Genomic DNA, 24383 nt, shown 5'->3' with positions numbered 1-24383 from the left:
GCTCAGGCAAGCGGGGGATTGCCGAGCCTCGGCACTTCGTCGGCCAGAAATTCCTTCAAGGTCTTGCCCTGGGAGAAAGCCTTCTTCTCAAGAACCTTGCGGGTATCCGGATCAAGCTTCAGGGTAATCAACGTTTCCTCTTCCACCTGCACCCGGCTTGGGAGAGTCAGCGGGAGCTGTTTGATCAATTCCCGGATGATGTGTTCCTTGGCGGCGGGAATGGGTTTCTGAGCCATCCAGTTACGGACGGTCGCTTCCGTCACGAAACATCGTTCGGCGAGCCATGCGTAGTCGAAGTTGTTGGCCTTGAGCCACAGCTTGACGTTCATTTTCAGCTCATCCTGATTCACTCCTGCCATGCTTCGGAATGTATCACTATCGCTCAGTAATGGCAATATGGTTATACAACATTCCTCTTTTTGAGATTAAAGTGAGATTTTTACGTTGACTAAAATCGTAAAAAGGAGATATACAGGCAATGTAAACGAGATGCCAGCAATGAAAAGTATCATCCAGTTCACCTGCCCTCAATGCGGAGGTCACCAACTGATGCTCGTCGAACGGGCCATGCATCGTTATGTCGTCCAGAGTCTGGAGACTGACAGGCAGGGAGGACTGGTTGTCGGGCACAAGGTTCTGGTGGACGATTTGTGCGGGGAGCCGCTGGGGTATCGCTGTGCGGACTGTCGACACCCGGATTGCCATAATCATGATTCATCGGAAGGGTTTCAATGGTATTCTCTGGAAGAGGTGCAAAGCGCCGGGGCCATTGTCTGGCCGGGCGGGATGGAGACGGTAGAGCACCGGTGCATGGTTTGTTTCCCCGACGGGAAGATGATCCCGGTGATCGTCGAGGTCTCTCATCCCGGATCTCTCAGCGAGAAGGAGCGCCGATTTGTACTGGAACGAGAACGGGCCACCCATGGCATCCTGATCAGTCAGTCGGACTCCGGTATTCGAACATTGGCCTGCCGCAACTGGAAGCGGGTCAAAAAGTATGTTCTGCAACCATCTTCGTCCATTCTGGAGTAAGCCGGATTTTGTGGCTCCGGTTCAACAGCTACATAAACGAAAGGAAACAACATGAAGAAATACATTACAGGCGGCATTGCTGCACTTATTACGTTGACGGCTATTTGCATGATGACTGGTCAGTCACAGACCTCCTCCCATCAGCAATCTGTGGGGGACGCCATTTGCCATCAGCAGAATCAGGGAGTGATCGTTTGTCCGGGGTGCCAGGGCAAGGGTAATATCGGAGGGCAGAAATGCCAGCGCTGTAAGGGCCGTGGCATTCTCAAGTCGAACGGTATGCCTCTTTAAGAGGCATTAGTGAGAAAGGTATTGCTTCTAACTCCAAATGATACCTTTCGCATCCTCTTTTTACATACTAATCGCATAACAATCATCGAAATATATGGATAGTAAACAATATTATATCACCCTCCCGGATCAAACACAGAAAGGGCCATATGATGAAAAAGATCTCATTACCCGGTATCAAGCGGGTAAATACCCAAAAGGCACGCTTGTATGGCATGAGGGAATGGATAGCTGGATACTCATTGAAACAATGATGCAGAACGTAGAGAGAATAACAAATGATGAGAGGAGAATTACCGATTGCAAACCGAATACACCTCCTCTTCCTGCCGCTATTCCTCCCGTTCCAAATCCTACCAATAAAAGAAGCAATGTGACAGCAGGTGTGTTCGCAATAGTATTAGGACCGCTAGGTGTTCATAAATTTTACAATGGAAGCTGGGGGCTAGGCATTATTTATTTGGCATTGTGTATTATATTTCTAATTGTCTCATTCGTCGGCAATGTCTTAATTAGTTCGAATAGCGATTTTGCTCCACTAGGACTCATCGCTCTTCCTTTTGTATTATTACACTGGATAATTGTCATATCTTCTATCATCGAAGGAATCATGTACTTAACAAACGTACAGAAATACAATCTAAAGTACAATGAGACACCGCCTGCTCCGATGAAGTAGTAGATATGTATTTGATAATACGAATTAATACATAAATATGAATTCTAAGATATATCGAATCGATCGCATTGCCGTTCTTGCGTTGATTCCCACCTTACTTTTTCTCTCATGTGGGAAAACCGATAATCCCGAAGCCAATAAAAGAGATTCGAAAGGAAATACGGTTCTCATGAAGGCAGTCAAAGAGGGGAACATCGATTGGGTGACGAAATTGATCAAGGACGGAGCGCGTGTAGATGCGAAGGGAGAAGATGGGAAGACGGCTCTAATATGGGCTGTTGATAGCAGGCATACGGAATGCGTGAAAGCATTGATAGACGCCGGGGCAGACCTCAACATGGAAGCTAAGAATGGGGATACGGCTCTCATATTGGCTGCTAATAGAGGATATACAGATTGTGTAAAAGTATTGCTGAAAGCCGGGGCAGATGTAAACGGAAAGAATAAAAAAGGAGAAATGCCTCTCACGGAAGCTGCCTATAATGGACGTACAGACAGTGTGAAAGCATTGCTGGAAGCAGGAGCAAACGTGAATGCCCAGGATAAGGATGGAAGAACAGCTCTCATGTGGGCTACTGAGGATAAGTATCCGGACTGTGTGAAAACATTACTGGAAGCTGGTGCAGACGTAAACGTGAAGGATAAAGATGGAAAAACGGCTTTAATGAGGTCTACTTATAATGAGCTTACAGACAGTGTGAAAGCATTGCTGGGAGCGGGAGCAAACGTGAATGTTAAGGATAATGACGGGCGTACGGCTCTCATGTATGCGATTGGTCCTTATTCTGGCCATGACCGTGGAGAATGCATGAAAGAGTTGTTAGCGGCTGGGGTAAATGTGAATATGAAAGATAAGGAAGGGAACACGGCTCTCATGCTGGCTACCAGACATAACTGTACGAAATGCGAGAAATTGCTACGGGAAGCCGGGGCCAAAGAGTAGCGTTGGAATAATTTCTACTCTATTATCATGAAAGAAGCTAAACAACCGTGGCCCCGGAGTGCGAAGATCACTGTGTGGGTGTTAGGTATCATTATCGCCGCTTCTGCTATTGTTAATATCATTACTATTTCGCAATGGTATGGGCCATATCAGAAGTGGTCTGACAAGTGTGATTCGGTAAAATACTTGCCGATAGAAGAACTGCCAAAAGAGGAGGACATTCCTGTGAAAACACATACCTTAACCTTGGAATGGCAGCTTGAGTCCGTATTCCTAGAAGCGTTCATGACTCGCATGCGTCCTGAACTTGAGAAGAAGATATTTGTATACGGACCTGAGTGTCGTATGACAGTATCACCGGTAAGGTTTCGGAAGTTGCCTAATGGGGACCGTATAGCCATAACTCGCAATGGAAGTATGGTGTACCGTGGGAGGCTTCTTACGGAAAATGGAGCTGATTTGCTGGAGGCACACATGCAAAGGTATAAAGCCGCAACGTCAAATCCCTGGCGTTACGGTTTTCTCAGCAAATAAACACTACTCCCGGTCTCACGCAGAGGCCGAGAGTAGCCTTCTATTTTATCTCTTGAGTGTCCGTATGATCACTCATAAAATATGGACATAAATTATTTCAGAAAGCTTGCATCCACTGCTTCCAGTAATCTGAGCGGAACTTATATTGGGCAGATTCCTCAAGTCGAGAAAGATCCAAAATTCGCCGGGTCTGTGGCAAACGCGAGTGACTTGGAATAACAGATTTCCCATGTTTTCTCTCTTGATCCTCGACAAAAAACGCCCCTTCACCAATAAGCAAAGGGGCGATGGATTGAGATGAAATCACGAATTAACCTCTGGGTGGATAAGGATCGTTTCCATGACTGTCTCTCCATTGGATTTTGCCATCTTTTCCGTGACTGAAGAGCTCTCCTCCTTCACGTTTGGATAACCCTCTTCCTTTATCAATGGCTTCCTGTTTCGTCGAAGTTGTGAAAGAAGGACGAGTTGCTCCTTCTCTCTTGCCCTGCCATCCTCCACTTGGAGAAGGCACTACATGTATGTTCTTTCTATTCATTCTATTTGGAATAGACACCACTTCGCCTTGACAAAAGAAGCCCCTTGCCTCACAAGGTCATTAGCAACTATGCAAATGACCTGATTGTCTCCCCCTGTGGTGTGTGACCGGGTTTGAAAGGATGAGAGTGAATCAGACTCTCATCCTTTTTTTGGCTAAGACGACTTTTACTGTTTACATCCGGAATGTAAAGAACTATTTTGTAAACATGTCCGCGACCATGCCCTTTATTCCCCAGCGCCTGACCCAGGCACGTAAGATGTCAGGGCTCTCATTGAGGGCCTTGTCTGAAAAGTTGGGTAATACTCCGTCACATACCATTCTGGCGAGATATGAAAAAGGAATTGCAGCGCCCAATTCTGAAATGCTGGCTCGTCTGGCTCATATATTGGAAGTATCTCCTGACTTTTTCTACAGCGCCTCCTCCGTGTCTCTGGACGGTATTCATTTTCGCAAGCGCTCCAAGTTGTCCAAATCCGCTCGTGAAGCGATTGAAGAACGAGCAAAGGACTATTTTGCCAGATTCATGGAGATTGAAGACATTACGAACAATACGATTTTCTTTGATACCCGGATACAGGCGTCAACGGTCGATGAAGCGGAACAGGCTGCATACAAATTACGCGACATGTGGAACATGGGAGAAGATCCCGTAGTCAACCTTCTCCAACTTATGGAAAACAAGGGTATCAAAATCTTCATTTACAATACGGCCAATGAAGCTTTTGACGGATTTTCTGCGGTCTACTCCAAGATTGCCATGGTTGTCATTGCTTCATGGTTAGAAGGTAATTTGCCCAGAATGAGAATGACCCTTGCCCACGAGTTGGCCCATCTGGTTTTAGACCTTCCGGAAGACCTGTCGGAAAAGGAACATGAAGATTGCGCTAATGTCTTCGCGAGCGCGTTTCTGATGCCTGAAGCACCATTTTCTGAAATGTTTGGCGGCAAACGGGATAGGATCCTTATTCGTAATCTGTTCCCGATCAAATCGTATTTTGGCGTCTCTTTGCCGGCAATCGTCATGAGGGCTCATCGCCTGCATTTGATAGGCAATAATCTCAAACAGCGCTTTTTCATTTATTATAATAAAATGGGGTACAAGAAGGATGAACCCGGAGATTATTGCGGAACGGAAAGCAGCGGACGTTTTGAGCAATTAATTTCCACTGCTGTTATAGATGGTGAAATCAGCATGTCCAAGGGCGCGAGCTTATGGGGACATTCTCTTTCCGAACTGCGCAGACTTGTTGCAACTCTTATCTAACTGTTATCCGTGGATAGGATCTATATTCATGACGCCTGCGTGCTCCTAGACTTGATAGAAGGCGATCTCCTTGATTTATGGTTTCAGCTGGGGTTTGAGACCCGGACGACACACCTTGTCTATCAGGAGATTCTGGAAGAGGAACAGTTTTCTTTGCTTCAAACCTATGTGGATGCTGACAAATTGATTTTGGAATCCATTGATGAATCAGATCTTCCTGCTCTTAATGCGCAAGCGAAAGAGTGGAAAGTAAGCTTGCAGGATGTATCGGTAGCCCATCTGGCCAAAAGGCATGGTGGTATTTTGCTTTCCGGTGATAAAAGGCTACGGACAAAATCTGCTGAAGCCGGGATCGAAGTCAAAGGGATTTTATGGGTTCTGGATATGATTGTAGAGAGGAAGCTATTGATTCCACAACGTGCATTGAATGCCCTAGAAGCTATTCTTGAGGCTGGTGGTCGTATCCCCTCAGAAGAATGCGGTGAAAGAAGACAGCGCTGGGGAAAATAAGAACAGTCGGTTTCTTCCTATGGGAAACAGGCTGCTGTCGTAGCTCTTATACCATCCCCCCGTATTACTTACAGGACAGCCACCTTGTCATAATACTGCCTGCCATCCAGGATTTGTTTGAGTGAATCAATCAGGTTTATCCTGCCTGTCGGAATGTACACCGGAGGAGATGTAACCGGAATGTTGTTTGCAGAACTCCCGGAGAATGACCTCTTGGTGGAACCGGGTATGAGGAAGTATACAGATTGTCAACTGTCTGGATGAAGGATTTCATTTCATCTAAATAGCTATTGGTGAGTATTTTGAGTCATTCTCATCTGAAATAACTCCTTCCCTCCCGTCATATATATCAGACACAGGTAATTACCTGTCTGTCATCCTTCACAAAGCCGCCATGCTCCCATACCGGGCATGGCGGCTTTACTGTATCCACTCATCAACAACGAAAGAAACAACCACCATGGCTATCAAACTCATCGCCAACTACAGCAAACGACTCGGGCTGCCGGGATATTCCTCCCACCAGTTCGAAGTATCCATCGAAACCGAAATCAGCAACACATCAGAGTTGCCATTCGAGACAGAACGGCTCTATGGTTCCCTTCAGGCCGCCGTCGATGCCCAGATCCAACAGGTAGGATTTGTTCCTGACGAACATTACGGCTCACAGGTCACGCAAAGGCCTGCCCTTGGGGCTTCCTGCTCACAGATGATATCCACATCATCCGTGAAACAAACACCGCCTGCAAGTACTCCCGAGACCTCTGTTGCAACCGTTCCCGCATGGAAGTGCTCGGAAAAGCAACAGTCGCTCATCCTGGAACTGGCCGGAAAGGTCGGGCTGGATGACACTGCCCTGAACGAACTGGCTACCCGGAGATTCAACAAGGTCGTTGCCATGCTCAACCGCATGGAAGCTTCCGGGCTGATCGACGAACTGATGAATCGCTCCGGTTCATCATTCAAACGTTCGGCATCAGGCAGGAACAACTACACCCGCCGTCCCGCTACGGCCTATGCCGGCAACTCCAACCCGTACTAACCATGATCGCTCCCGTAACCCGACCAATAAGTTCATCCTCCCTGCACCCGGCTATGGCATTGACTAAGAAGTTTCCTTCGGAGGCTCCTTTTCCCTTTGCCATATGCCCGGATTATCTGTCTCCCTCCTCGGTCAAATCGTACCTGTTATGTTCCCTTCGTTTCTTCTTCGAGAGGGTAGCGCAGATACGGAAGCCGACGACAGTCGCCCTGTATGTCGGCAAGACCATCCATGCAACACTCCAGTCCTTCAATCTCGCCCGGTAGCGGGGAGAGGACAGTAGTGAGACGGCCATGGAAGAAGCCTTCTCCACCCACTTCCTGGAGCTGGAGAAGACGGAAGAACCGGTAGACTACGCCGACGAAGAAACGAGACAAAAAGTCCGTTCCTGCGCTTGGAACACCGTCAAGGCCTACATGGCCTCCGACGAGGTTGCTTCACAGATGCCTTTGGGAGTGGAAGTCGGACTATCTGCCACCATACCCGGCCTGCCGGTTCCTGTGCGTGGTGTCATCGACCTCGTTCAGCATGACCTGACGGCAGTGGACTACAAATCCGCGGCCGCCAAACCTGATGCCGGGCATGCCGCCTTCGATCATGAACTCCAGCTGGTCACCTACCAGGTGATGATCGAAGAAGCGACGGGAGACACTCCTCCGTCACTGGATCTGATCTACTTGGTCAAGACAAAGACGCCTCAGGTGATCCGAGTCAAGACTCCCCCAGCTGACGAACAGCGCAAGCAACGCATCGCTGACCTGTACAAAATCGCCTATGAAGGCATCACCACCGAACGTTTCCATCCCCAGCCCGGGATGCAATGCTCGTGGTGCCAGTACAGGAGGGAATGCACCGAATGGTGCAGGCAGTAAAGGAATGCAGTCTATTCAGAAGTCTGCCGTGAGGTGTGGCTTCTTTTTATCTAAAGCGTCTTCTGCATTTGGTATTTTTGCGAAAATATGATAAACTAGAAAACGACGATTATTTTCCAACAGATGGTGGGTTTCCTGAATTGAAGGTTGTACGAGCAACGTACTTTCTTGCATCGACTGAACGAGCTTAAGATCTTTTTTACATTTATCGATTTTAGACGCGATTTTTTTTTGCGCTTCTGCCAAGTCAATATCATAAACATATCCAAGCATGGCGCTGGACTGTTGATAGGGAGCATATTTTCCTGTGACAAAACGCATCATGCCTTCCTCTCCGGTATAGGCGGCAACTAAAGAATTAAGCCGTCCATTCGGTCGTTTCAGAAAGAGGCGCTTTGCTTCAACAATAAAATCGGTATCGATGCCCTGTCCACATGTTATTCTGATGTCAGCCCTTCCGTTCATATCAGGAAGGTTGGATTCCTGATGGAATTCAAGAGGTCCTTCTCGATATCGGCGTAAAGGACGTAATCGTTTGCAAATTTGTCCAGTTAAATGTTCCTCCTGCCTGACAATGGAACGATCAGGACGTCGTAAATAAGGGAATGTATCCATGATATCCTGCATGAACTCATGAATCCTGTTGGCAGGAAACAAAGCGGGCCAATACTCTGTTTGCGTTGTTTCCATTTTATTTCATTTGCAAAACCATCCGATAGATTTCATCGGCATCGTTCAAGGCTACTGTTTTTGTCCAGTAAGCCAACGCATCGGGGCGAACTACATGAAAAGAGTTGTTTTCAAATACGAATATTTGCCGTTGCAGATGAGCAACGGTCTGTTTGTCATCCATGAGCCCCAACCGGGATTTCCATGATGATTCAACATCTTTTGAGGAGAGCGTCTGATATGCTTCCCGAGTTTTCGATAAATGCAGAGAAAGGCATGCTATGTTTTTTGTATGATCGATGTATCCCTTAGCCTGAACTCTCCAAGGAGAACCTTCTTCTTCCGCCCAGTGATTGATGGTGTCAGTTAAGGTTTGTGCATATGAGGTTAGACCGTCGTCGTAAGAACGAATGCGAGATGCATCTTTCAAAGAATACAGTGTCGGGAGATTTTCATCGATACTCCTTGGTGTTGCACTGGGAAAGAGAATATGAGCAGTGTCTTCAATAAGAATTCGTTCTGTATCGATGATGCCGAAATACTCATCGATAAGCGGAGCCGCGAATTCTTTCAATTGTTGTTTCGCAACCTTTCGTTGTTGATTCAGATATTCATCATCAAGATCAAATTTGGTCTGCTCCATGGATACCATTTTGAAACGAATGTAGTCGGCTACCGTTTTGATGATTTGATGTCCGTTTTCCGTTGGCGCTTCTTCTGGTAGGGGGAAGGGTAATTGAAGGACCTCTTCAAAGCGGACAACATCGCGTTCGATTCCCCACGTGGAAGATGTGTGGAAACAATAATACCGGGCAAGATCAGATTGCAGGTAGGCTGTCAGGAAAAGTAGAATATCTTCATCTTCTGCGGGGGCGTGAACCTATTGAAGGGAATCTTGGAATAGCACCGGGAAATTGCAGAATACTATCTTTTCAAACCCTTGGCTGATCAGAACCATGGGAGGAGAGAAAATTTCCTTGTTATTCTTCCGATCTTCTGCCAGAAGAGGAAAGTCGTTACCAACAGGGCGACAATCCTTTTTCAACAGATATGCTGTATCAAACAGAATAGGTTGCTGAGCTGAAATGTATAAGTCTTCAGGATCCCACCAGGCTTCTTTACGTGTTCTTTTATGAGTTACAGCTGCTGGCTGAAATCCTTGGCCTTTGATCCAACGTTTATGCGATTTTGCCGGCCCCGCTAGGTCGTTCAATTTGGGGAGTTGATCAAGATACTCTAAGAGGCGGTTATCCCGCCCGGTTCCTCGGAACATGCTTTTCCAAAGAACATGCGCTTTTTTGCATTTAGATTGAAAGAGCAATTCCGATTGGCGAACCATTTTACGATCCAGTGCAGATATTAGAACCATTCCGTGAGGTCTGCAGGATGGTTTGAATTTAGGAGTGTCATAGATGACGTTGTGATTATTGTTTTCTATAATACCTTTGGACGCTTTCAATATCATGCTGGGTGCTTGAGCACTTGAAAATAAAATGTGGCTATAATCTGCCAGTTGAACGACTCTGTCCAATATCCATTGTTGGAAGAATTGTGTTTGCCAGTCTTCATTTCTAATGTTCAAAAATAGTTTCGATGGTAAGAGCTGGCATAAAATGCCGCCTTCCTTGAGAAACATTTTTGCACGATCGACAAATTGGAGAGCCAATTGTTTTGTACTCCTGCCTACCCAAGGAGGGTTCCCAAAGACGACGTCGAAGGATTCCGGAACAAGTGTCTCTGTTGTCAGAGCATCGTCCTCAATAACAACAGGAATAAAATACTCGCCTTGTTCGCAGGAGAATTTTCGTTTGAGAAGTTTTGGTAGTTTTTTGTATTTGCTTTCTTTCTGATAGGTGAGGATATCAATTGGTTCAAAAAAATCGAGGAAAGCAATATAGAGGCTGAAGCAGGTCAAGACGCAGGACGCCTGTTTAATATCTATGCCGACTATCTGTTTTTCGAGAATATGTCTGAGAGCTGTATCTTTCTCAACATAGAAGGATTCTCCATTACCTTGATGTTTGTGCGCGAACTGCCAGTAGGTAGCTAGCCGATTGAAGAGCGTCACCAAAAAAATTCCGGATCCACAACTAGGATCTAGATAGCGTTTTTGATGCCAGTCAGGATCGCTCTCGACCGCACAATCAATCGTCATTTCAGCCAACAAGCGGGGCGTGTAATAAGCTCCTTTTTCTTTACGGTCAATACCTGTCAGAAAGTTCTCATAGATGCAACTGATGGTTTCTACCGGTATCCATTTGAAGTCGTAGGCCCAGAAACCCAAAGTTTTCTGACCTTTAGCCAATTCATCTCCATGCAGGAAATTTTTTAAAGCTGTGATATATTCAGCTTTAAATCTGGAAGATTCTTCTTTCAGGTTTTGATCAAACATGCTTCCGTTGAACTTGGTCTTCAGGATACCGAACTGATTATATAAATATCTTAAAGCCTCATCATCTGCCATTTGGATCAAGGCTTCATGAAGAGACAGACCTGAATATCCGGGAAGAGAATAAATACCACGATCCACCAGATAGCAGACGAAAAGAAGACGGCAGATGAAATCATGGGAACAATCTTCGCCAATACGTGGGGAGAGATAATTACGCAGTTCCAGAAGATTTGCCGTCAGATAGCCGTCAACTGACTTAGAAGGGTTAAATTTAGCTTTATACTGCTTGTAAAAATCGCCGCTTTCTACCTTGGTAAGCAACGATTGTTTATTCGATAAGAAGTCCTGAACAACATCCCATCGTTCAACCATGGCCCGATTTTTTTCTCCTTTTTGTTCAGGAGGCTCCATGCCAGAAAATACATAGGCTGTTCTTGGATCAATGATCAGAAGAACGGAAGCAATACCCTGGTTCCAAAAAAGCCGATGCCAAGCATGAAGCTGTTCCGGAGAGACAACCTGTTTGCATTCCTTGATAAAAATCGTAGGAACATTTCCCAAACATCCGATCTGAGAGATTCCAAGCCCTCCGTCCGGATTCCACGCACGCTGAAGAGCACGAACATATCCGAGCAGACCTGAATCTTTTTCTATTTCAGAAAGGTCCGTATAGATCTTCATCTCCAATCTAATGTAATCTCCCTGTGTTAAAGAATCAAGAATTATTCAGAATGCTGAACGAGTTTTTCTAATACACTTGGAGGAATGAAAATTCCCCTCTCCCCCGCGTCATATATCCATGAGGAAGTGGATTCTCTACTTTCTGCCAGTGCCCGCCTCCCGGCCTTGTTCCGGGAGGCGGGCTTTTTATTGCAACAAACCAATCATCAATGAACATGAATACTCATACATCCACACGCGAACTCTATCGCAACCGCGACAACAGCCCGCTGGATAGAAACCAGGTCCGGCGTGTCGCACCCTCCGTCTTTGCCGACCGCGAAGATGATAGTCGTACGGAGAAGTATCGATTCGTCTCCTCTGACTCCCTGCTCGACCAGATGGAAGAAGCAGGGTTCCTCGTCGTCGGAGCTCAGGAACAGCGTACCCGGAAACCGGACGGCACCCCTACCCGCAAGCACCTGATTCGCTTCGCCCACCGGGATGTGCTGGAACACAACCGGGACGAACGCATCGAAGTGGTCATGATCAACAGTCACAACGGCAGCTGCTCCTACCAGCTCATGGCAGGCATCTTCCGGCTGGTCTGTACTAACGGTCTGATTGTCGGGGCACGTATTGCCGCCATCAACATCCGCCATATGGGCCATACCGGAGACGAGGTGATTGCGGCCAGTCTTCAGTTGGCCTCCGAAACGCCCCGTATCATGGACGACATTCGCCGCATGCAGGGAGTGGAACTCCCCTACAGGCGACAGGTGAACTTTGTTCATGAAGCGGCCCGGCTGCGCCTGGGAGACGACTACGAAGACAGGATACGTCCTGAAGCCCTTCTGTCGCCCCGGCGCTGGAACGACATCGGCTTTACAGCGGGAGGACCGGCTACCGTCTGGCAGTGCTTCAACCGGGTTCAGGAAAATCTGATCCGGGGAGGCGTTCCCTTGAAGCCACAGAAGGAAGGTGCCTATCGTCGTCGTTCCCTGCGGGCTCTCAACGGTATTGACGGCAACACGCGACTGAACCGGGAGCTCTGGGATCTGGCCGACAGCTACACCCTGAACAACTGACCCGAGACGATCATGAAAAGAAAACATCATCTCAGAATGAAACGTATGAGACGGACTCCGTCCCTGACCGGACTGGAACTGTCCATTCTCCTGTACCTTCACGGCGACTTCGAACGCAGTGACGAGGAGATCATGGCGGAATGCCGTGGCATCGAACAAGAGAGCGTCAGGCATGCCGTCCGTGGTCTGGCAGGGCGGGAATTCATCATCCGTACGAAGGAAGAGGAATTCCTGCTTCGTCCCGACTGCTGGCTGATTACCTATGCCGGACGGCAGGCGCTCAGGCAATGGGTGGCCGCTACCGCTCCGGCTCGTCGATCATCCCGGGCAAGAGTTACCGCATGAGGCACGGCCATGAACATGAAAGACCTCCTCATTGCTCTGGCGGCGCTCGTACTGCTGTGTCTGGTGGGGCCGATTGTCGTCGGTATCCTGTCGGCTCTGGTGGCCGTAGCTCCGTACCTGCTAGCCGTGCTGTTGATCCTGGGCGTCATCGCCTTCTTCTGCAAGTAACTCTGACAGGAAAGGAAGAGAACGAAACATGAAGACGATACCCATCATCGCTCAACTGTGTTCCACGAGCGAATACGATACGGATGCTCCGTATGTGTACCTGGAAGTGGACACGGAACTATTGGCACGGATCGAAAAGGCGGTGTCGCTCTACAACAGCCAGCAGAACGATTCTTCGCTGGGTCTGAGCAAACTGACGATTCATGGCCCGTCCATGACGGCTCTGGTGAACCTCCCGGCACTGACGGAAGAACAGCAAGAGTCACTGGACGAAGACGAAAGCATCCTGCTGGATTCGCCGATTCCGGATGCGGAACTGGATACACTGGAAAGCTGCATCCGGCTCTGTGGTGAGGGCATCGACATCCTTGATGCCCGGTGCCTTTATGCTGTCGCCTGCAACAAGCACACACGGGACATGTATGAAGCCAATATCGGGGCCGTACTGAGACATCTGCTCGACTCACACCATCACCCAGGAAAGGAGGACTTTGCCTGATGCTGACGATTGAAAAGTACAAGGGCACCCGCTTCTGGGCTGTCTTTCGAGACGGAGAGCTGTTGGCGGTAACTGTGTACAAGCGTGGAGCCGAGGCGATCGTCAGGACGCTGGAAGCCAGGGACGGATAAGGCCGTCATTCAGCAACTCTTCTTCATCATGAAGAAGAGCTGTTTTTTATCTGTCATATGAAGATTCCGGATTTACGAGATGGAGGCAAAGCATGTTTTCTGTGCCTCATCCAATCTCCTATGAACAAAAGAAATCGTGCTCAGAATATCGAGAGCATCTGTTTCGCTTGTCGCCCATTTAATTTTTGCCGCATGGGCAAAAGGGTTTCTGAATGTTCCGTAGATTCCCTTTAAAAGGGTAGCAAAGCCTTTATGCTCGGATTTTTCGCTATCTGTACATAATCCATTGATCACAAGTAGAGGGCGATCAATGCTAAATACAGTGTCTATAAGCTTCGCTCCATCTTGTTCTAATCCTGTCAATTCGCGTAAGCGGTCAAAAATGCTTTTGGCTGCTTCAAAAATTGAATGAAAATAGTTTTCTTCAAGAAGCTCCGCACGACAATACTTGAATATATTGTCATGAGCCCCACGTTGAACCAGTTTTTCATGGAGTCTTTTTTCTCGTCTCTGTGCTTCTGTCAATGTTGCTACCTTTGGCCTTGGCGATAGCCTTCCTTCCAAAGAAAGCATGAGACCTTCAAAAGCTAATACAACATTAATTGCTTTTTGGTATTCCTCGAAATTATCCTGTCTGGATACAAAGCGTATTGGACTCAAAATATTCTCAATACAGCTGCAAATAGCCGAGGCATTTTGTAAGGAAATCTGACTTCCAAGAAAACTGGCATTTAACCTGCGCCACTTGGTCGTACTCAAGCAATCAATCTCTGTAATGTTACTTTCCCGAAGAAACCGGGCAATTTCTCCTCCAGTCAAAGTTTCGCCCAATATTTTGGCGATCTCTTCAATTGTATTGGACGAAAATTTATCCGTAATTAGCATACTTATTTTTACAATGCCCTTGCCAGCCTGAGAAGGACAATCTGTTAACTATCGCAACGAAATCTACGCTGAAATCCTGATACATCTTGATACTACATTCACGGGGGCTGGGACAATTATACCGACAAGATTCCTACGTTAATACCGCAGAGTAACCATCTGCATGCTCAAAGGCAGACGCCATGCGATCCTGCTCCTGTTTGCTGATGCCGAATGATTCCGCAACCTGACGCCACTGACTGACAGCCCGGGCAATCGGTTCCAACAGGTCATTCGTTTCAGAGGTCTTAATCCCGCATTCGGGAGCGATGCTAAGAAGGACATCCAGAGATGCGGATGTATCTTCCCAGTCGATAGCCGTATTGAGGTAGCGAGGGCGTATATCTTCAGGAGTCGGGTTTACGTCAAACAGTGGCGATAAAGACCAGCCTGTTCCTCCCGTCTGAAGAAATCCGTGATTCCGCAAATGATCGTCCGTGTTGGAAATCATGACGCTGAAGGCGACCCGTTGCCATAGCTGGCGCAAGTCTTGTCTGGGCGCAGCACCATACTGGCGTATGGCGTCTACGATTTCAAGATAACTGTGTTGCTCGTTATCCCTAGCTCCCAACATGCTCATGGCCGACAGGTAGGAGATTCTTCGCTGTTCCCGGGTGCGATCAAAACGCCAGACGATCAGGACATCCTTGTCAGTTATTTTCTCCAGTTCGAAACGCGGGACTTGAAGCCCGGCTTTGGAGGCGAGAGTCAAGGCGACTGCTTCCCATGCAACAACGTTGTATTCATCATCGTACCGGGGAAACTTGGCAATGCAGAGATTCCCCTTCTTATCTTTTACCGATGCCTTCGGCCGAGCTCCTCCGAGAGAAGAACCGGGAGCGAGGAGCAATCGCAGGTCTTCTGCATTTTCATCGTCCCGGCAGAAATGATCAGCAGCATGCAGCAGACGGGACAGGTTGACCAGAGGCGGAATTGGTGTTGATCCCGGAGGAGCGCAGAACGATTGTCCTCCATCCTGTGAAAAGCGCAGCGCTCCCTGCCTTGCCTCGTCGTTTACCCTGAGCAGGTAGTCCAGTTCGGAGAGCGTATGGGGGCTTTCATTGGCTGTTCGTGCACGAGCCAGTTCAGCCCGCCGCATCAGAATGCGCCCCCACCTGTCAGGAGTGGAATCGCCAATCGCTCCGAATACACTTTGCCCGGGATTGGTATGAAAAGTGCCGTCAGCCAGGGGGAGGAGTGGTTCAAGAGCAAATCTGTGCGGATTTGCGAGCCATTCCTTGTTGTATTCGAAGGAGGCAGATTCACGCCCTTTGCGAAAGTGCGACCATAACCTGCCCGCTTGTACCGGCCCCGGGAAGGAAGGCAGGTCAATAAATACGTCGATGGGAGTATCACTCATGGGTCTTGGGAAGGTGGATACGTTTGGGCAGACGTTCTTCTTCAAGAGCTCGGCCTACAGGATCGTTATTGGCATCGACAAGGTTTTTGAGACGGTCAGTCAGCCCCAGCACAAACAAAACAGCGGCATAGTTGCCCAAGGAGACACTTGGATCGCCCTTTTCTATACGTCCAAGCGTGGAACGCGAGATAAAGGCTCTCTCTGCCATAAGCGTCGTGGGGACACGCCTCCTCTTACGGGCATCGCTAATGTCTGCTCCCAGCTTCTTGAGTGCCACTTTCACTGGCCCCGGCAATGGGGATGTGGTTTTCATGAGAGAAATATGTATCATATAGTAAGCAAAAACAAGAAATATGAACAATATATGAGTCATTATGAGAAATATAGAGTTCATTCCAACCCAAAATAATTTTTCTCCCATTACCAAGTAGTGCGCTGTATCATACGCGTAGCGTTATGATACAGCGCACTACTTGGGCCACTTCTATAGCTAAGACCAACTTAGTCTTAGCCTCCAACTCCAGAAATCTCAACCTTCTCCTTGGCCTCCTGGGAGCCGGAGCCCTCGCAACGGGAGCCGTTGCCACCGGCAAGTACCTCACCCGCAAAGACCCCAAGTCCGACATGGGCAAAATCAAGCTCAAGCTGCCCGGTTCCAAAAAAGATCCGAACACGGCCGCCGAAGTCGAACTGCCCATCGACATGCCCGGAATGAGCCCCACCCTCATCGAAGGACTCAACCGGGGCGTACGTCTCCAGGCCCGGAAGAACGTACGAGCCAACTCCTTCAAGCGCGACCCTGAAACAGGCAAGCTTGTTCCGTACGAGGAATGGAAGGCCCAGCAGACGGCGAAGGCTCAACAGTCTGACAATGTTGTCGAGTTTCCCGCTTTGACAAAAGCAGCATCCACATCTCCCGGTCTTGCCAATTTGTTGGCAAAAGCTCTCGGTGCTGGCGTAGGAGGCACCGTAGGTGCCCTGGGCGGCGGCGCAGGTGCAGCTCACCTAGCACGCCATCTCGGAGCCGGGGACACAGCAACAGCTCTGACTGGCATTCTGGGAATGGGCGCTGGCGGCCTCGGAGGCGTTCTAATCGGTTCTTCTGCTGCAAACGTTGTCGCACCACCTGCTGTCACCGAAGGAGATCCGAAAGCTCAAGCTCAAGCTTCATACGCGAATACAGGTTCAGCTCCAGCCGGGTATACCGCTGACCCGGATGAAGATTTCAGCGACGAGGATCTCGACAAGTATGCGTCGTGGCAGGATGCGGCTAGTAATGCTGTTACTAATTTGGCGACCATGATTCCCGGCGGTGCGGCTCTTGCTAGCCCCATGGTTGCGGTAAATAAGGTTAAACAATTCAATCAGCAAGAGGTACAACAACGTCGTGAGGCTCAGCAGTACTTGTCATCTTACAGGACTGCAAACGCACAACCCAAGATTCAAGGAGCGCCTTCGCCTCAGCCTCTCGCACGTTCTTCTGGCGGATTAGTATGGGGAACTCAACAGCCTTGGAATAAAACTGCTTCAATGCCTCCACAGCAGCCACCAAAGATGCCGCCAAACCAACTTGCCCGGCGTCCCGTAGGACCTACGTTGCCGCCATCACCAGGCATAGCTCCTGCGGCGGCGAAAGCCGGAGCCCCTCCCACTGGCGGCGTTGAGACGATTGCCAACAAAGTTCAGGGAGCCGCTAATGAAGCCCTGGACATGCAGGCAAAGCAAGCCTATGTCGTCGACTACATCGCATTTATTTCGTTTCTTCTTCCGGAAAAATGTTGAACCATGCCTCGCCCTCGGCTGCTCGCACACCTTCCCGGTAGTGCTTCTCCGTCATGTTGGAGCTCGTGTGTCCCAGCCACATGGACACCCGGGGAATGTCGTGTGTCTTGGCGGCAGCATATGAAGCGAATGAATGGCGCAGGGCGTTATGAGGCAGAACAATTCCTGCAATTTCTGCCAGTTTTTTGAGGCAACGCCCATGGCGGTTCTCATGTAATCTGTCAATTTCGTCAGGAGGTGGTTCATATTTCGCCAAAGCGAGCCATGCTTTGGCTGCTGTGGGAAGTGGTACAAAACGCTGCTTCCCAGTTTTGGCTATAGATGCCGAGACAAATACTTCATCCTTTTCATCAAGAATGGCGTCTGGCGTTATTCTGACACATTCGGAGCGCCGCAGGCCACAAAAGGCGGCCAAGACCAAACGAAACAACATGCCTTTGTCATGATCAAGCGCTGCCTGTAGAAGTTTCTTCAGATCGCCCGGGGAGATAATGCCAATCTCGACAGATTCAGCTCTCGGGGCAAGAGTCCTTTTGACCGGGTTATATGCAATGAGGTCCCTGCTCTGCGCCCAGACAAAAAATCCATGCAGGGTTGTGCGGTAACGTCGTCTAGTGGCGTTGCTGAGCGGTTGTTTTCGATATCGGAAGAAGCCAGCTTTTCTTCGATCATGTCCGATGTAATCTGATTGAGCGGAAGGTCTTCCCATCCCTGTGCCCATTTTTGCAGTTCCATGACCATGCTGTCATGATGGGCTTTCTTGACCAGATTTGATTCAAGTTTTTTGTCGATAACCTCTCGATATTGTTCTGCAAGAAGACCAAACTTTCTTTTAAAATCGACCTTAACCTGTTCTGTTTTATTGGCAAGGAATCTGGTCAGAGAAAACAAATTTGTCAGTTCCTCCAGTCGATCCAGATTTTCCTGGTCCGTTCGCGTTACAATCCAGTTACCATCAGCGTCTTTCCGGCCATAACTTGCACCGTTGGCTATTTCCTGCTTCAGGTTTTTCAAGGCTTCCCGTACTACCAAATACAAAGGAAGGGAGGATTGTTGGGTCACTTCATCATAGATGTTCCTAAATTCCCGCCATAAAAGAATGGCATTGTAATCATGTTCATCAACATGTTCCCTCCACTCCTGCTTTCGCAAGTATTCCGGCAACATATCCTCCAAGGACTGATGCAGAAGCCGTTGATAGGCTTCTCATGCCTTTTCATAGGTATCAAAGAGCCGATGAATATGCGGACGTACCGACATATTGCGCACCAGCCATTTTTTCTTTCCCCGGTGCATTCTACAGGTAAGAGAGATATGTGAACCATAATGTTTTTTCCGGGATCTCCTCACGGTTGAAAGTATCCCATAGCTCATTTTCATTGACAAATCGAAAGTGTGTACAAACTGTGTACAGAAATTTAACTAATTGATAATTAAAATACTGATTCAGACTTAGGATCTGGTGCCGAAAGGCGTACAGGTTCGAGTCCTGCCAGGCGCACCATTTCATAATAGAGGCATATCATTAATAGTGGTTACCTATATTTTTTGAGTAAAGGAGCGATAAGAGCCGTCCCCAGTCCAATCAGGGCAATCAGGGAGAAAGACCACCGGAGGGAGGAAGCATGGGCGATATGCCCGATGACCGGAGGGCCCATCAGGAACCCCAGAAAGCCAATGGTGGAGACGGAAGCCAGCGCCATGCTGGGAATCATTTTCCGGGATTTCCCGGCCATGCTGTAGCAGAGCGGGACAATGGAAGAGGTGCCAAAACCCACCAGCAGAAAGCCCAGCGTGGCGGACCACAGCATCGGGAACAGGACGGAGACGAGCAATCCGGAGGCAATAAGGATGCCGCTGGCGCGCAGAACCCGCACAGGCCCGAAGCGCATCACCAGGCGGTCTGCCGTAAAACGCCCCAGGGCCATGGTGCTCATGAATGCCACGTATCCCATCTGCACCAGCCCCGGACCGGGTTTTACCACGCTTTCAAAGTACACGCCGCTCCAGTCAAACATGGTTCCTTCGCTCACCATGCTTCCGAAGGCGATCAGCCCGATGACCAGTACATAAGCATCCATGCTCCGGAACATGCCGCCTCCCTGGGAGGAGGAACGCCGGGCATCCCTCGGCAGAAGAGAGGGGGAAAAAACGGCCAGAATAATCATGCATATCAGGAAAATGGCGATGAAATGCGTTTCCGCAGAAATATGCCAGTCCACCATGGCAGCTCCCAGCAAAGCTCCGAAAAAACCCGCCAGGCTCCATAAACCGTGGAACCGGGCCATGATGCTGCACTGGTACAGCCGTTCCACTCCCACTCCCTGCGTATTGACGGATATATTCGTCAGATTTGCGGCTACCCCAAAGAAAAATAACCCGGCCGCCAGTTCCCAGAAAGACCCCGCCATACCCAGGCATACAAGCACGGCAGGATAAAAGACGGATGCCGCCATCAGTATTTTCCGGCTGCCGCAACGGCCAACCAGGTAACCGGATAGCGCCATGGCGGACATCTGCCCCACCGGGACGGCAAAGAGAACGGACCCCAAGTCGGCATCGTTCAACCCCAATGCACTTTTGATGTCCGGGATGCGGGATGCCCAACTGGCGAACACCAAACCCTGAAGAAAATAAAAGGTACTGACCGACAGACGATAAACACCTTGCGTCGTTTTAGGAAGAGGCATATTCATGATGAATTTCCTGATCGCGCAAACGCTATCCCTATTCCACTCTTCTGGCAAGAGAAATCATCTTTTGTACAATATGATTTTACACGCAAACAGGCATCCGGAAAAAGGACAGGATTTACGGATATTTCTCCCCCGCCATTTTCCAAGGCAATTTTTCTTTCACATAAAAAACGCCGTATTCCTCATGGAACACGGCGTTGGTAAAAGGGAACAAAAACGGTCAACGGGGATCGTGGTGCCAGTTCAGGGCACCCTTGCCCAGCGCATACAGGTAGGCCACCAGCAAAATGCCAATGAAAATGCACATGGCCGTGAACGATTCCGGATTCATCATAATATAGTCCCGGAAATTGACGGCCCAGGGGTAGAGGAATACCACTTCCAAGTCAAAAATGACAAAGAGCATGGCCACCATATAGAATTTTACAGAGAACATGGGGGCACCTTCCCCCATGGGAATCATCCCGCATTCGTAGGGAATGTCCGCCGGTTTACGCACGGAAGAACGCTTGCCCATCAAGATACTGAGCAACAAGATCATGCCGGCCAGCCCCAGGGCGGCCGCCACCTGCACGAGCACTGAAAAAAATTCCTGATTCATGACGTCTGGCACGGGTGTACCACAGACATTGCGGAAAAGCAAAACTAAAAAGGACAACAGCTTTCATGCTGACGGGAGGGACGGTAAAATTCCGTCTCCCGCCCTGTCAAATAGTACAAAGGCAACAGTCCCTTCCATGGGGACGCCCGGCATTTCATATCCTTGGGACTTCCTTTCTGCGGGGCTCTGTCTTCCAGGGCATCTTACGGCAAACGTCTGTTTATCACAAAACTCCGCTATCCGGTTTTAACACGCAGAATCCAGGCAGGATGCAGCCTTCCACTTCAGCATTCGGCAATGAACCGGCAACAACAGCAGCCGGCAATGGCCCAGCCATCAGAAAGCTCTCCCCTCACGGAAAGCGTACAGGAATCCCCTTCATTGCCGGGAATAACGGACTCACGCCCCCATCAAATGGGAAATCCACCTTCCGGCCGCTTCCATCAGAATAATACACCCCGCCAATATTCCGAAAAAAATTCCCGCCAATTTAAGCAGCAGAAAGCCCATTCCCAGAAAAACACCGCCAATGCAAGCGAACACGGCCATCGCCAGCATATTAAAAAAATCTGACAATAACATCAACATAACCCTGATTTTATTCCATTACCCGGCAATTAGAGACGGGGTTTCCTGCAATTCCCGGCCCTTCCCTGCGGAGAATGGGCGTCCAACATCTTTCCAAGCACCTGCATCACTCCGTTTTCCTCATTGGACGGCGCCTCAAATGCGGCCATGGAACGGATTTCCGGCACGGCATTCGCCATGGCATAACTGAAACGCGCCTGCCGTATCATTGAAGCGTCATTCATCTGATCTCCGAAAACCATCGTTTCCTCCGAAGAAATTCCCAGTTTCCTCTGAATCAATTCCAGAGCGGCCCCCTTATTGGCCCCTTTCCGGCTGATATCCATCCATTTCTCTCCGGAGACAGCCACCTGGAAGCCATGTTCCAAATGCTTCAGCCGGGGATAACTGTTTTCCCCGGCTCCCAGGAAGTCATATACTGCTATTTTCAAAAGTTTGTCTCCCCGCACGTCCAGCAGGTCCCCCACTTCTTGACAGCGTGTGTAATATTTGCGGGCCTCCCGGACGAATTCCGGCTGTTTGTCCTCAATATATGCGGAATCCCGCCCTGCGAGGACGATGCAGGTTCCTTCAATGCACCTGATCCCGGCAATCAAACCGGCTACCGTTTCATGATCCATGTCCAGAAGCAGCCATTCTTTTCTACCCGCCGCCGCATAAGCGCCATTCTCGGCAATAAACAGCATCCGGTCCGCCACGGGGGCAAAGGTCCGGAGCAATCCGTCATACTGGCGGCCGCTTGCTGCCGCAAAACGAATGCCGCGAAGCTCAAGTTCCCTAAACAAGGGAAAAAACGCAGGGTCCAATTCACCTTTTCCATTAAGCAGCGTCCCATCCATATCGGACGCAATAAGTTTGACGGAATCCATAACGCTGCCAGAATCATCGTTTATCCTTACTTCCAGGGCAAGAGCGGCTTCAGACAGCATGGAGCGGACAGCGAAAGGAAAGACCAGGAGGCCAGCAGCAAGGATACAGTTCTCTCCATCATTTTACGGGAGAATCTCCATTTCTTCCATAAGTTTCAGCTTCCTTCATTCTACCGTGAGTGCAGCAGCGGCAAATGCAAATAATTTGAAACCATCCGCACATCCGCAATATTTAGCGTATCACACCGAATTGCAAATTCGGATACAATTCAAATAATTGGAGTTAAATGATCCACGCCATAAACTCCATAATTTTTGTGAAGTCCGGCCCATGACACCATATTTTCCGTTTCCTTCGTAATTCTCTTTATCTACGAGCTTTTTTCCCAGATGAAGAGGAAAAAATTCTCCTCCGAATTTGCAATCCGCCACCCGAATTCCCACATGGTTTGCCCCGGGCATTCTTTGCTCATACTATTTTTTCATTGCCCGGAGTTATGGATTCCTGCATCATGGCCTTTCGCAGTACCCCTGCTTATGATACACATGACTTTAAGAAAGAAAACTCTCTGGTTTCTTGGAGCTTTGAGCTTTTTTGCCTCTCTTGCCGCGATTTTCGCCGTTTTCTGGCTGAACAGGAATGATTCTTCTCCCGCGGAATGGAATTTCAACCCTATCTGGACAAAAGCGGAAAAAGAACAAATTCTTACCGTAGCGAATTTCACAGCCCATCGAAGCCCGGAACGTTTCATTTACCGCGGGCTTTCCCTCAATTCACGCCATATTGACTGGCACATGTTTTCCGAAGTTTCCATGCGCCAATATATGAAGGACGAAATCAGGGAACGGCTTCAGATGATACGGGACACGGCGGAAAGCGCAGACGGACGCTGCATCACTCCATCCCATGAAACCCTGCTGCATCTTGCCGCCGGGCTCGGAGAAGTGCAGTTGCTGAACCGCCTTTTACAGCGCCATGCGGACCCGAACGTCCAGATCATCCTGCCGCAACAGGCCTTTCCCTCCATTCCGGACTCCGAACAGGGAAATACCCCCCTGACTTACGCCTGCCAGCCAGGCATGGACGACTCCACGCCCCTGCCGGTGCATAACAGGATCTCCTGCCTTAATCTCCTGATTCAATACGGTGCGGATGTGAATAAACCGGGGCCGCTGGGCTGGCCGCCCCTCGTCATCACCTGTGTGGCCGGTATTGGAGGAGCACCCTATGAGGAATCAGCCCTGTTTCTTCTGAAATGCGGTGCGGATATTTCCCTCCAGCCTGAATTGAAAGGTAAAAAAACAAGTCTGCTCACATGGGCCACGGCCGCCGGATACCCCCTGCTGGTCCGCAAGCTTTGCGAAGCCGGGTACGATCCCAATTTCCGCGGGGAAATGGTCCCGCCCCTTCTTTCCCTGAACCTGAACACTCCGAACACCGCACTGCAAATCGCACATATTCTGCTGGAATACGGTGCGGACGTGAATGCGGCCATGCCCGCGTCCACAACCCTGCCGGAAACCACGGGGGACACGGCCCTGCTGAACCTGTGCCGCCAGCTGGCTTTCATTGATGTGTCCCAGCTCCCTCAAATCAGGGAGCTGGTCAGTCTCTTCATCAGCGAGGGAGCGGACGTCAACCATCAAAACGCCGCCGGAGAGACTCCCCTCATGGCGTGCTGCCGAGGAATGTTGCTGGGAGACGATTCCCTGGACCGGCTGAAACTGGGTATTGCGCGTCTTCTGCTGGACCACCGCGCAGACCCCTCCCTGAGAGACAAATACGGACGCACAGCCCTCCAGCGGATAGGCAACCGGTCAAACGAACATCTCCAAATGGTGCTGAAATACCTGCCGGAATTGAGCGCTCCGCCGCTTCCGAAGAAGGAAAACCGTTGAATAC

General features: G+C 49.3%; 28 protein-coding genes and 1 pseudogene. 16 read left to right on the top strand and 13 right to left on the bottom strand.

Annotation, left to right across the window (positions count from 1 at the left end; genetic code table 11):
• Nucleotides 1-2: 2 nt before the first annotated feature.
• The gene (locus WW58_RS09715) at nucleotides 3-359 is read right to left on the bottom strand and encodes a hypothetical protein (RefSeq protein ID WP_046437188.1); all 357 of its coding nucleotides are present in this window, start codon (nucleotides 357-359) and stop codon (nucleotides 3-5) included.
• A gap of 139 nt (nucleotides 360-498) precedes the next feature.
• On the opposite strand from WW58_RS09715, the gene WW58_RS09710 reads away from it, so the two are divergent.
• From WW58_RS09710 to WW58_RS09690, 5 genes are all read left to right on the top strand, one after another.
• The gene (locus WW58_RS09710) at nucleotides 499-1032 is read left to right on the top strand and encodes a hypothetical protein (protein ID WP_146023915.1); all 534 of its coding nucleotides are present in this window, start codon (nucleotides 499-501) and stop codon (nucleotides 1030-1032) included.
• 51 nt (nucleotides 1033-1083) lie between these two features.
• Nucleotides 1084-1323 (top strand): hypothetical protein, encoded by a 240-nt coding sequence (locus tag WW58_RS09705; protein ID WP_046437183.1) that lies wholly within the window; start codon nucleotides 1084-1086, stop codon nucleotides 1321-1323.
• 94 nt (nucleotides 1324-1417) lie between these two features.
• The gene (locus WW58_RS13460) at nucleotides 1418-2002 is read left to right on the top strand and encodes an NINE protein (protein WP_102739270.1); all 585 of its coding nucleotides are present in this window, start codon (nucleotides 1418-1420) and stop codon (nucleotides 2000-2002) included.
• 37 nt (nucleotides 2003-2039) lie between these two features.
• Nucleotides 2040-2945 (top strand): ankyrin repeat domain-containing protein, encoded by a 906-nt coding sequence (locus tag WW58_RS09695; RefSeq protein WP_102758540.1) that lies wholly within the window; start codon nucleotides 2040-2042, stop codon nucleotides 2943-2945.
• 27 nt (nucleotides 2946-2972) lie between these two features.
• Entirely contained in the window at nucleotides 2973-3479 is a 507-nt protein-coding gene (locus WW58_RS09690; protein WP_046437182.1) for a hypothetical protein, read from the top strand.
• A gap of 310 nt (nucleotides 3480-3789) precedes the next feature.
• On the opposite strand, the gene WW58_RS09685 is transcribed toward WW58_RS09690, so the two are convergent.
• Nucleotides 3790-4017, bottom strand: a complete 228-nt coding sequence (locus WW58_RS09685) for a DUF2188 domain-containing protein (RefSeq protein WP_102737716.1) — start codon at nucleotides 4015-4017, stop codon at nucleotides 3790-3792.
• A gap of 151 nt (nucleotides 4018-4168) precedes the next feature.
• On the opposite strand from WW58_RS09685, the gene WW58_RS09680 reads away from it, so the two are divergent.
• The 4 genes and pseudogenes from WW58_RS09680 (at nucleotide 4169) to WW58_RS09660 (ending at nucleotide 7708) form a co-directional block, all read left to right on the top strand.
• A complete protein-coding gene (locus WW58_RS09680) occupies nucleotides 4169-5284 on the top strand; it encodes a helix-turn-helix domain-containing protein (protein WP_180975798.1) in 1116 nt (371 codons plus the stop codon).
• Between the two features lie 9 nt (nucleotides 5285-5293).
• Nucleotides 5294-5794 carry a hypothetical protein gene (locus tag WW58_RS09675; RefSeq protein WP_102737717.1) on the top strand — a complete coding sequence of 167 codons (501 nt, stop codon included), beginning with the start codon at nucleotides 5294-5296 and terminating at the stop codon, nucleotides 5792-5794.
• A 394-nt stretch (nucleotides 5795-6188) separates the two neighbouring features.
• Nucleotides 6189-6836: a hypothetical protein gene (locus WW58_RS09670; protein WP_215833421.1), complete on the top strand. Its 648-nt coding sequence runs from the start codon at nucleotides 6189-6191 to the stop codon at nucleotides 6834-6836.
• Nucleotides 6837-6838: 2 nt separating this feature from the next.
• Nucleotides 6839-7708 (top strand): annotated as a pseudogene (locus WW58_RS09660) (RecB family exonuclease).
• Nucleotides 7709-7723: 15 nt separating this feature from the next.
• Here the strand turns inward: WW58_RS09660 and WW58_RS09655 are convergent.
• The 3 genes from WW58_RS09655 to WW58_RS09645 all read right to left on the bottom strand — a co-directional run bounded on the left by WW58_RS09655 (nucleotide 7724) and on the right by WW58_RS09645 (nucleotide 11450).
• Complete coding sequence (locus tag WW58_RS09655) at nucleotides 7724-8323, bottom strand: hypothetical protein (RefSeq protein ID WP_146018666.1); 600 nt, start codon at nucleotides 8321-8323, stop codon at nucleotides 7724-7726.
• Between the two features lie 76 nt (nucleotides 8324-8399).
• Entirely contained in the window at nucleotides 8400-9020 is a 621-nt protein-coding gene (locus WW58_RS09650; RefSeq protein ID WP_182916044.1) for a hypothetical protein, read from the bottom strand.
• 237 nt (nucleotides 9021-9257) lie between these two features.
• On the bottom strand, nucleotides 9258-11450 hold the full coding sequence (locus WW58_RS09645; protein ID WP_046437166.1) for an Eco57I restriction-modification methylase domain-containing protein: 2193 nt from the start codon (nucleotides 11448-11450) through the stop codon (nucleotides 9258-9260).
• A 215-nt stretch (nucleotides 11451-11665) separates the two neighbouring features.
• On the opposite strand from WW58_RS09645, the gene WW58_RS09640 reads away from it, so the two are divergent.
• From WW58_RS09640 to WW58_RS13450, 5 genes are read left to right on the top strand one after another with little or no spacing between them, the layout of a single operon-like run.
• The gene (locus tag WW58_RS09640; RefSeq protein WP_215833420.1) at nucleotides 11666-12517 is read left to right on the top strand and encodes a DUF932 domain-containing protein; all 852 of its coding nucleotides are present in this window, start codon (nucleotides 11666-11668) and stop codon (nucleotides 12515-12517) included.
• A gap of 45 nt (nucleotides 12518-12562) precedes the next feature.
• The gene (locus tag WW58_RS09635; protein ID WP_146023913.1) at nucleotides 12563-12862 is read left to right on the top strand and encodes a hypothetical protein; all 300 of its coding nucleotides are present in this window, start codon (nucleotides 12563-12565) and stop codon (nucleotides 12860-12862) included.
• A 9-nt stretch (nucleotides 12863-12871) separates the two neighbouring features.
• A complete protein-coding gene (locus tag WW58_RS13455) occupies nucleotides 12872-13030 on the top strand; it encodes a hypothetical protein (RefSeq protein WP_180975796.1) in 159 nt (52 codons plus the stop codon).
• A 28-nt stretch (nucleotides 13031-13058) separates the two neighbouring features.
• Entirely contained in the window at nucleotides 13059-13529 is a 471-nt protein-coding gene (locus tag WW58_RS09630; protein WP_046437160.1) for a hypothetical protein, read from the top strand.
• Nucleotides 13529-13660 (top strand): hypothetical protein, encoded by a 132-nt coding sequence (locus tag WW58_RS13450; protein WP_256151000.1) that lies wholly within the window; start codon nucleotides 13529-13531, stop codon nucleotides 13658-13660. The genes WW58_RS09630 and WW58_RS13450 overlap by 1 nt, the downstream gene beginning before the upstream one ends.
• Nucleotides 13661-13732: 72 nt before the next feature.
• Here the strand turns inward: WW58_RS13450 and WW58_RS09625 are convergent, their stop codons facing one another.
• From WW58_RS09625 to WW58_RS09615, 3 genes are all read right to left on the bottom strand, one after another.
• A complete protein-coding gene (locus WW58_RS09625) occupies nucleotides 13733-14545 on the bottom strand; it encodes a TIGR02391 family protein (protein ID WP_046437157.1) in 813 nt (270 codons plus the stop codon).
• A 133-nt stretch (nucleotides 14546-14678) separates the two neighbouring features.
• Nucleotides 14679-15944: a type II toxin-antitoxin system HipA family toxin gene (locus tag WW58_RS09620; RefSeq protein ID WP_046437155.1), complete on the bottom strand. Its 1266-nt coding sequence runs from the start codon at nucleotides 15942-15944 to the stop codon at nucleotides 14679-14681.
• The gene (locus WW58_RS09615) at nucleotides 15937-16257 is read right to left on the bottom strand and encodes a helix-turn-helix domain-containing protein (RefSeq protein ID WP_046437260.1); all 321 of its coding nucleotides are present in this window, start codon (nucleotides 16255-16257) and stop codon (nucleotides 15937-15939) included. The genes WW58_RS09620 and WW58_RS09615 overlap by 8 nt, the downstream gene beginning before the upstream one ends.
• A gap of 143 nt (nucleotides 16258-16400) precedes the next feature.
• On the opposite strand from WW58_RS09615, the gene WW58_RS09610 reads away from it, so the two are divergent.
• Nucleotides 16401-17726 carry a hypothetical protein gene (locus tag WW58_RS09610; RefSeq protein WP_046437153.1) on the top strand — a complete coding sequence of 442 codons (1326 nt, stop codon included), beginning with the start codon at nucleotides 16401-16403 and terminating at the stop codon, nucleotides 17724-17726.
• Here the strand turns inward: WW58_RS09610 and WW58_RS13445 are convergent.
• From WW58_RS13445 to WW58_RS09585, 5 genes are all read right to left on the bottom strand, one after another.
• Nucleotides 17695-18159, bottom strand: a complete 465-nt coding sequence (locus WW58_RS13445) for a tyrosine-type recombinase/integrase (RefSeq protein WP_237970315.1) — start codon at nucleotides 18157-18159, stop codon at nucleotides 17695-17697. The two genes, WW58_RS09610 and WW58_RS13445, sit on opposite strands and share 32 nt — an antisense overlap.
• Before the next feature lie 38 nt (nucleotides 18160-18197).
• On the bottom strand, nucleotides 18198-18893 hold the full coding sequence (locus tag WW58_RS09605; RefSeq protein ID WP_237970316.1) for a hypothetical protein: 696 nt from the start codon (nucleotides 18891-18893) through the stop codon (nucleotides 18198-18200).
• Between the two features lie 368 nt (nucleotides 18894-19261).
• Nucleotides 19262-20422, bottom strand: coding sequence for an MFS transporter (locus WW58_RS09600; RefSeq protein ID WP_046437149.1), 1161 nt, complete (start codon nucleotides 20420-20422; stop codon nucleotides 19262-19264).
• Between the two features lie 220 nt (nucleotides 20423-20642).
• A complete protein-coding gene (locus WW58_RS09595) occupies nucleotides 20643-21023 on the bottom strand; it encodes an NADH-quinone oxidoreductase subunit A (protein WP_012420587.1) in 381 nt (126 codons plus the stop codon).
• 617 nt (nucleotides 21024-21640) lie between these two features.
• Nucleotides 21641-22540, bottom strand: a complete 900-nt coding sequence (locus WW58_RS09585; protein ID WP_022197045.1) for a Cof-type HAD-IIB family hydrolase — start codon at nucleotides 22538-22540, stop codon at nucleotides 21641-21643.
• A 486-nt stretch (nucleotides 22541-23026) separates the two neighbouring features.
• On the opposite strand from WW58_RS09585, the gene WW58_RS09580 reads away from it, so the two are divergent.
• Nucleotides 23027-24379 (top strand): ankyrin repeat domain-containing protein, encoded by a 1353-nt coding sequence (locus WW58_RS09580; protein WP_180975794.1) that lies wholly within the window; start codon nucleotides 23027-23029, stop codon nucleotides 24377-24379.
• The last annotated feature ends 4 nt before the right edge of the window (nucleotides 24380-24383 follow it).

It is taken from the genome of Akkermansia sp. UNK.MGS-1, assembly GCF_000980515.1.
Lineage (GTDB): Bacteria > Verrucomicrobiota > Verrucomicrobiia > Verrucomicrobiales > Akkermansiaceae > Akkermansia > Akkermansia muciniphila.
The sequence above is the reverse complement of the archived record's forward strand: the minus strand, read 5'-3'. Positions and strand labels throughout refer to the sequence as shown.

What these genes read in the sequence shown, in the direction of transcription:
- WW58_RS09650 (WP_182916044.1), bottom strand. Translation starts at nt 9,020, where the DNA reads ATGGAGCAGACCAAATTTGATCTTGATGATGAATATCTGAATCAACAA.
- WW58_RS09695 (WP_102758540.1), top strand. Translation starts at nt 2,040, where the DNA reads ATGAATTCTAAGATATATCGAATCGATCGCATTGCCGTTCTTGCGTTG.
- WW58_RS09690 (WP_046437182.1), top strand. Translation starts at nt 2,973, where the DNA reads ATGAAAGAAGCTAAACAACCGTGGCCCCGGAGTGCGAAGATCACTGTG.
- WW58_RS13455 (WP_180975796.1), top strand. Translation starts at nt 12,872, where the DNA reads ATGAACATGAAAGACCTCCTCATTGCTCTGGCGGCGCTCGTACTGCTG.
- WW58_RS09645 (WP_046437166.1), bottom strand. Translation starts at nt 11,450, where the DNA reads ATGAAGATCTATACGGACCTTTCTGAAATAGAAAAAGATTCAGGTCTG.
- WW58_RS09715 (WP_046437188.1), bottom strand. Translation starts at nt 359, where the DNA reads ATGGCAGGAGTGAATCAGGATGAGCTGAAAATGAACGTCAAGCTGTGG.
- WW58_RS09580 (WP_180975794.1), top strand. Translation starts at nt 23,027, where the DNA reads ATGACTTTAAGAAAGAAAACTCTCTGGTTTCTTGGAGCTTTGAGCTTT.
- WW58_RS09685 (WP_102737716.1), bottom strand. Translation starts at nt 4,017, where the DNA reads ATGAATAGAAAGAACATACATGTAGTGCCTTCTCCAAGTGGAGGATGG.
- WW58_RS13445 (WP_237970315.1), bottom strand. Translation starts at nt 18,159, where the DNA reads ATGTTGTTTCGTTTGGTCTTGGCCGCCTTTTGTGGCCTGCGGCGCTCC.
- WW58_RS09710 (WP_146023915.1), top strand. Translation starts at nt 499, where the DNA reads ATGAAAAGTATCATCCAGTTCACCTGCCCTCAATGCGGAGGTCACCAA.
- WW58_RS09620 (WP_046437155.1), bottom strand. Translation starts at nt 15,944, where the DNA reads ATGAGTGATACTCCCATCGACGTATTTATTGACCTGCCTTCCTTCCCG.
- WW58_RS09655 (WP_146018666.1), bottom strand. Translation starts at nt 8,323, where the DNA reads ATGGATACATTCCCTTATTTACGACGTCCTGATCGTTCCATTGTCAGG.
- WW58_RS09610 (WP_046437153.1), top strand. Translation starts at nt 16,401, where the DNA reads ATGATACAGCGCACTACTTGGGCCACTTCTATAGCTAAGACCAACTTA.
- WW58_RS09630 (WP_046437160.1), top strand. Translation starts at nt 13,059, where the DNA reads ATGAAGACGATACCCATCATCGCTCAACTGTGTTCCACGAGCGAATAC.
- WW58_RS09605 (WP_237970316.1), bottom strand. Translation starts at nt 18,893, where the DNA reads ATGTTGCCGGAATACTTGCGAAAGCAGGAGTGGAGGGAACATGTTGAT.
- WW58_RS09595 (WP_012420587.1), bottom strand. Translation starts at nt 21,023, where the DNA reads ATGAATCAGGAATTTTTTTCAGTGCTCGTGCAGGTGGCGGCCGCCCTG.
- WW58_RS13450 (WP_256151000.1), top strand. Translation starts at nt 13,529, where the DNA reads ATGCTGACGATTGAAAAGTACAAGGGCACCCGCTTCTGGGCTGTCTTT.
- WW58_RS09705 (WP_046437183.1), top strand. Translation starts at nt 1,084, where the DNA reads ATGAAGAAATACATTACAGGCGGCATTGCTGCACTTATTACGTTGACG.
- WW58_RS09670 (WP_215833421.1), top strand. Translation starts at nt 6,189, where the DNA reads ATGCTCCCATACCGGGCATGGCGGCTTTACTGTATCCACTCATCAACA.
- WW58_RS09585 (WP_022197045.1), bottom strand. Translation starts at nt 22,540, where the DNA reads ATGCTGTCTGAAGCCGCTCTTGCCCTGGAAGTAAGGATAAACGATGAT.
- WW58_RS09600 (WP_046437149.1), bottom strand. Translation starts at nt 20,422, where the DNA reads ATGAATATGCCTCTTCCTAAAACGACGCAAGGTGTTTATCGTCTGTCG.
- WW58_RS13460 (WP_102739270.1), top strand. Translation starts at nt 1,418, where the DNA reads ATGGATAGTAAACAATATTATATCACCCTCCCGGATCAAACACAGAAA.
- WW58_RS09625 (WP_046437157.1), bottom strand. Translation starts at nt 14,545, where the DNA reads ATGCTAATTACGGATAAATTTTCGTCCAATACAATTGAAGAGATCGCC.
- WW58_RS09635 (WP_146023913.1), top strand. Translation starts at nt 12,563, where the DNA reads ATGAGACGGACTCCGTCCCTGACCGGACTGGAACTGTCCATTCTCCTG.
- WW58_RS09640 (WP_215833420.1), top strand. Translation starts at nt 11,666, where the DNA reads ATGAATACTCATACATCCACACGCGAACTCTATCGCAACCGCGACAAC.
- WW58_RS09615 (WP_046437260.1), bottom strand. Translation starts at nt 16,257, where the DNA reads ATGAAAACCACATCCCCATTGCCGGGGCCAGTGAAAGTGGCACTCAAG.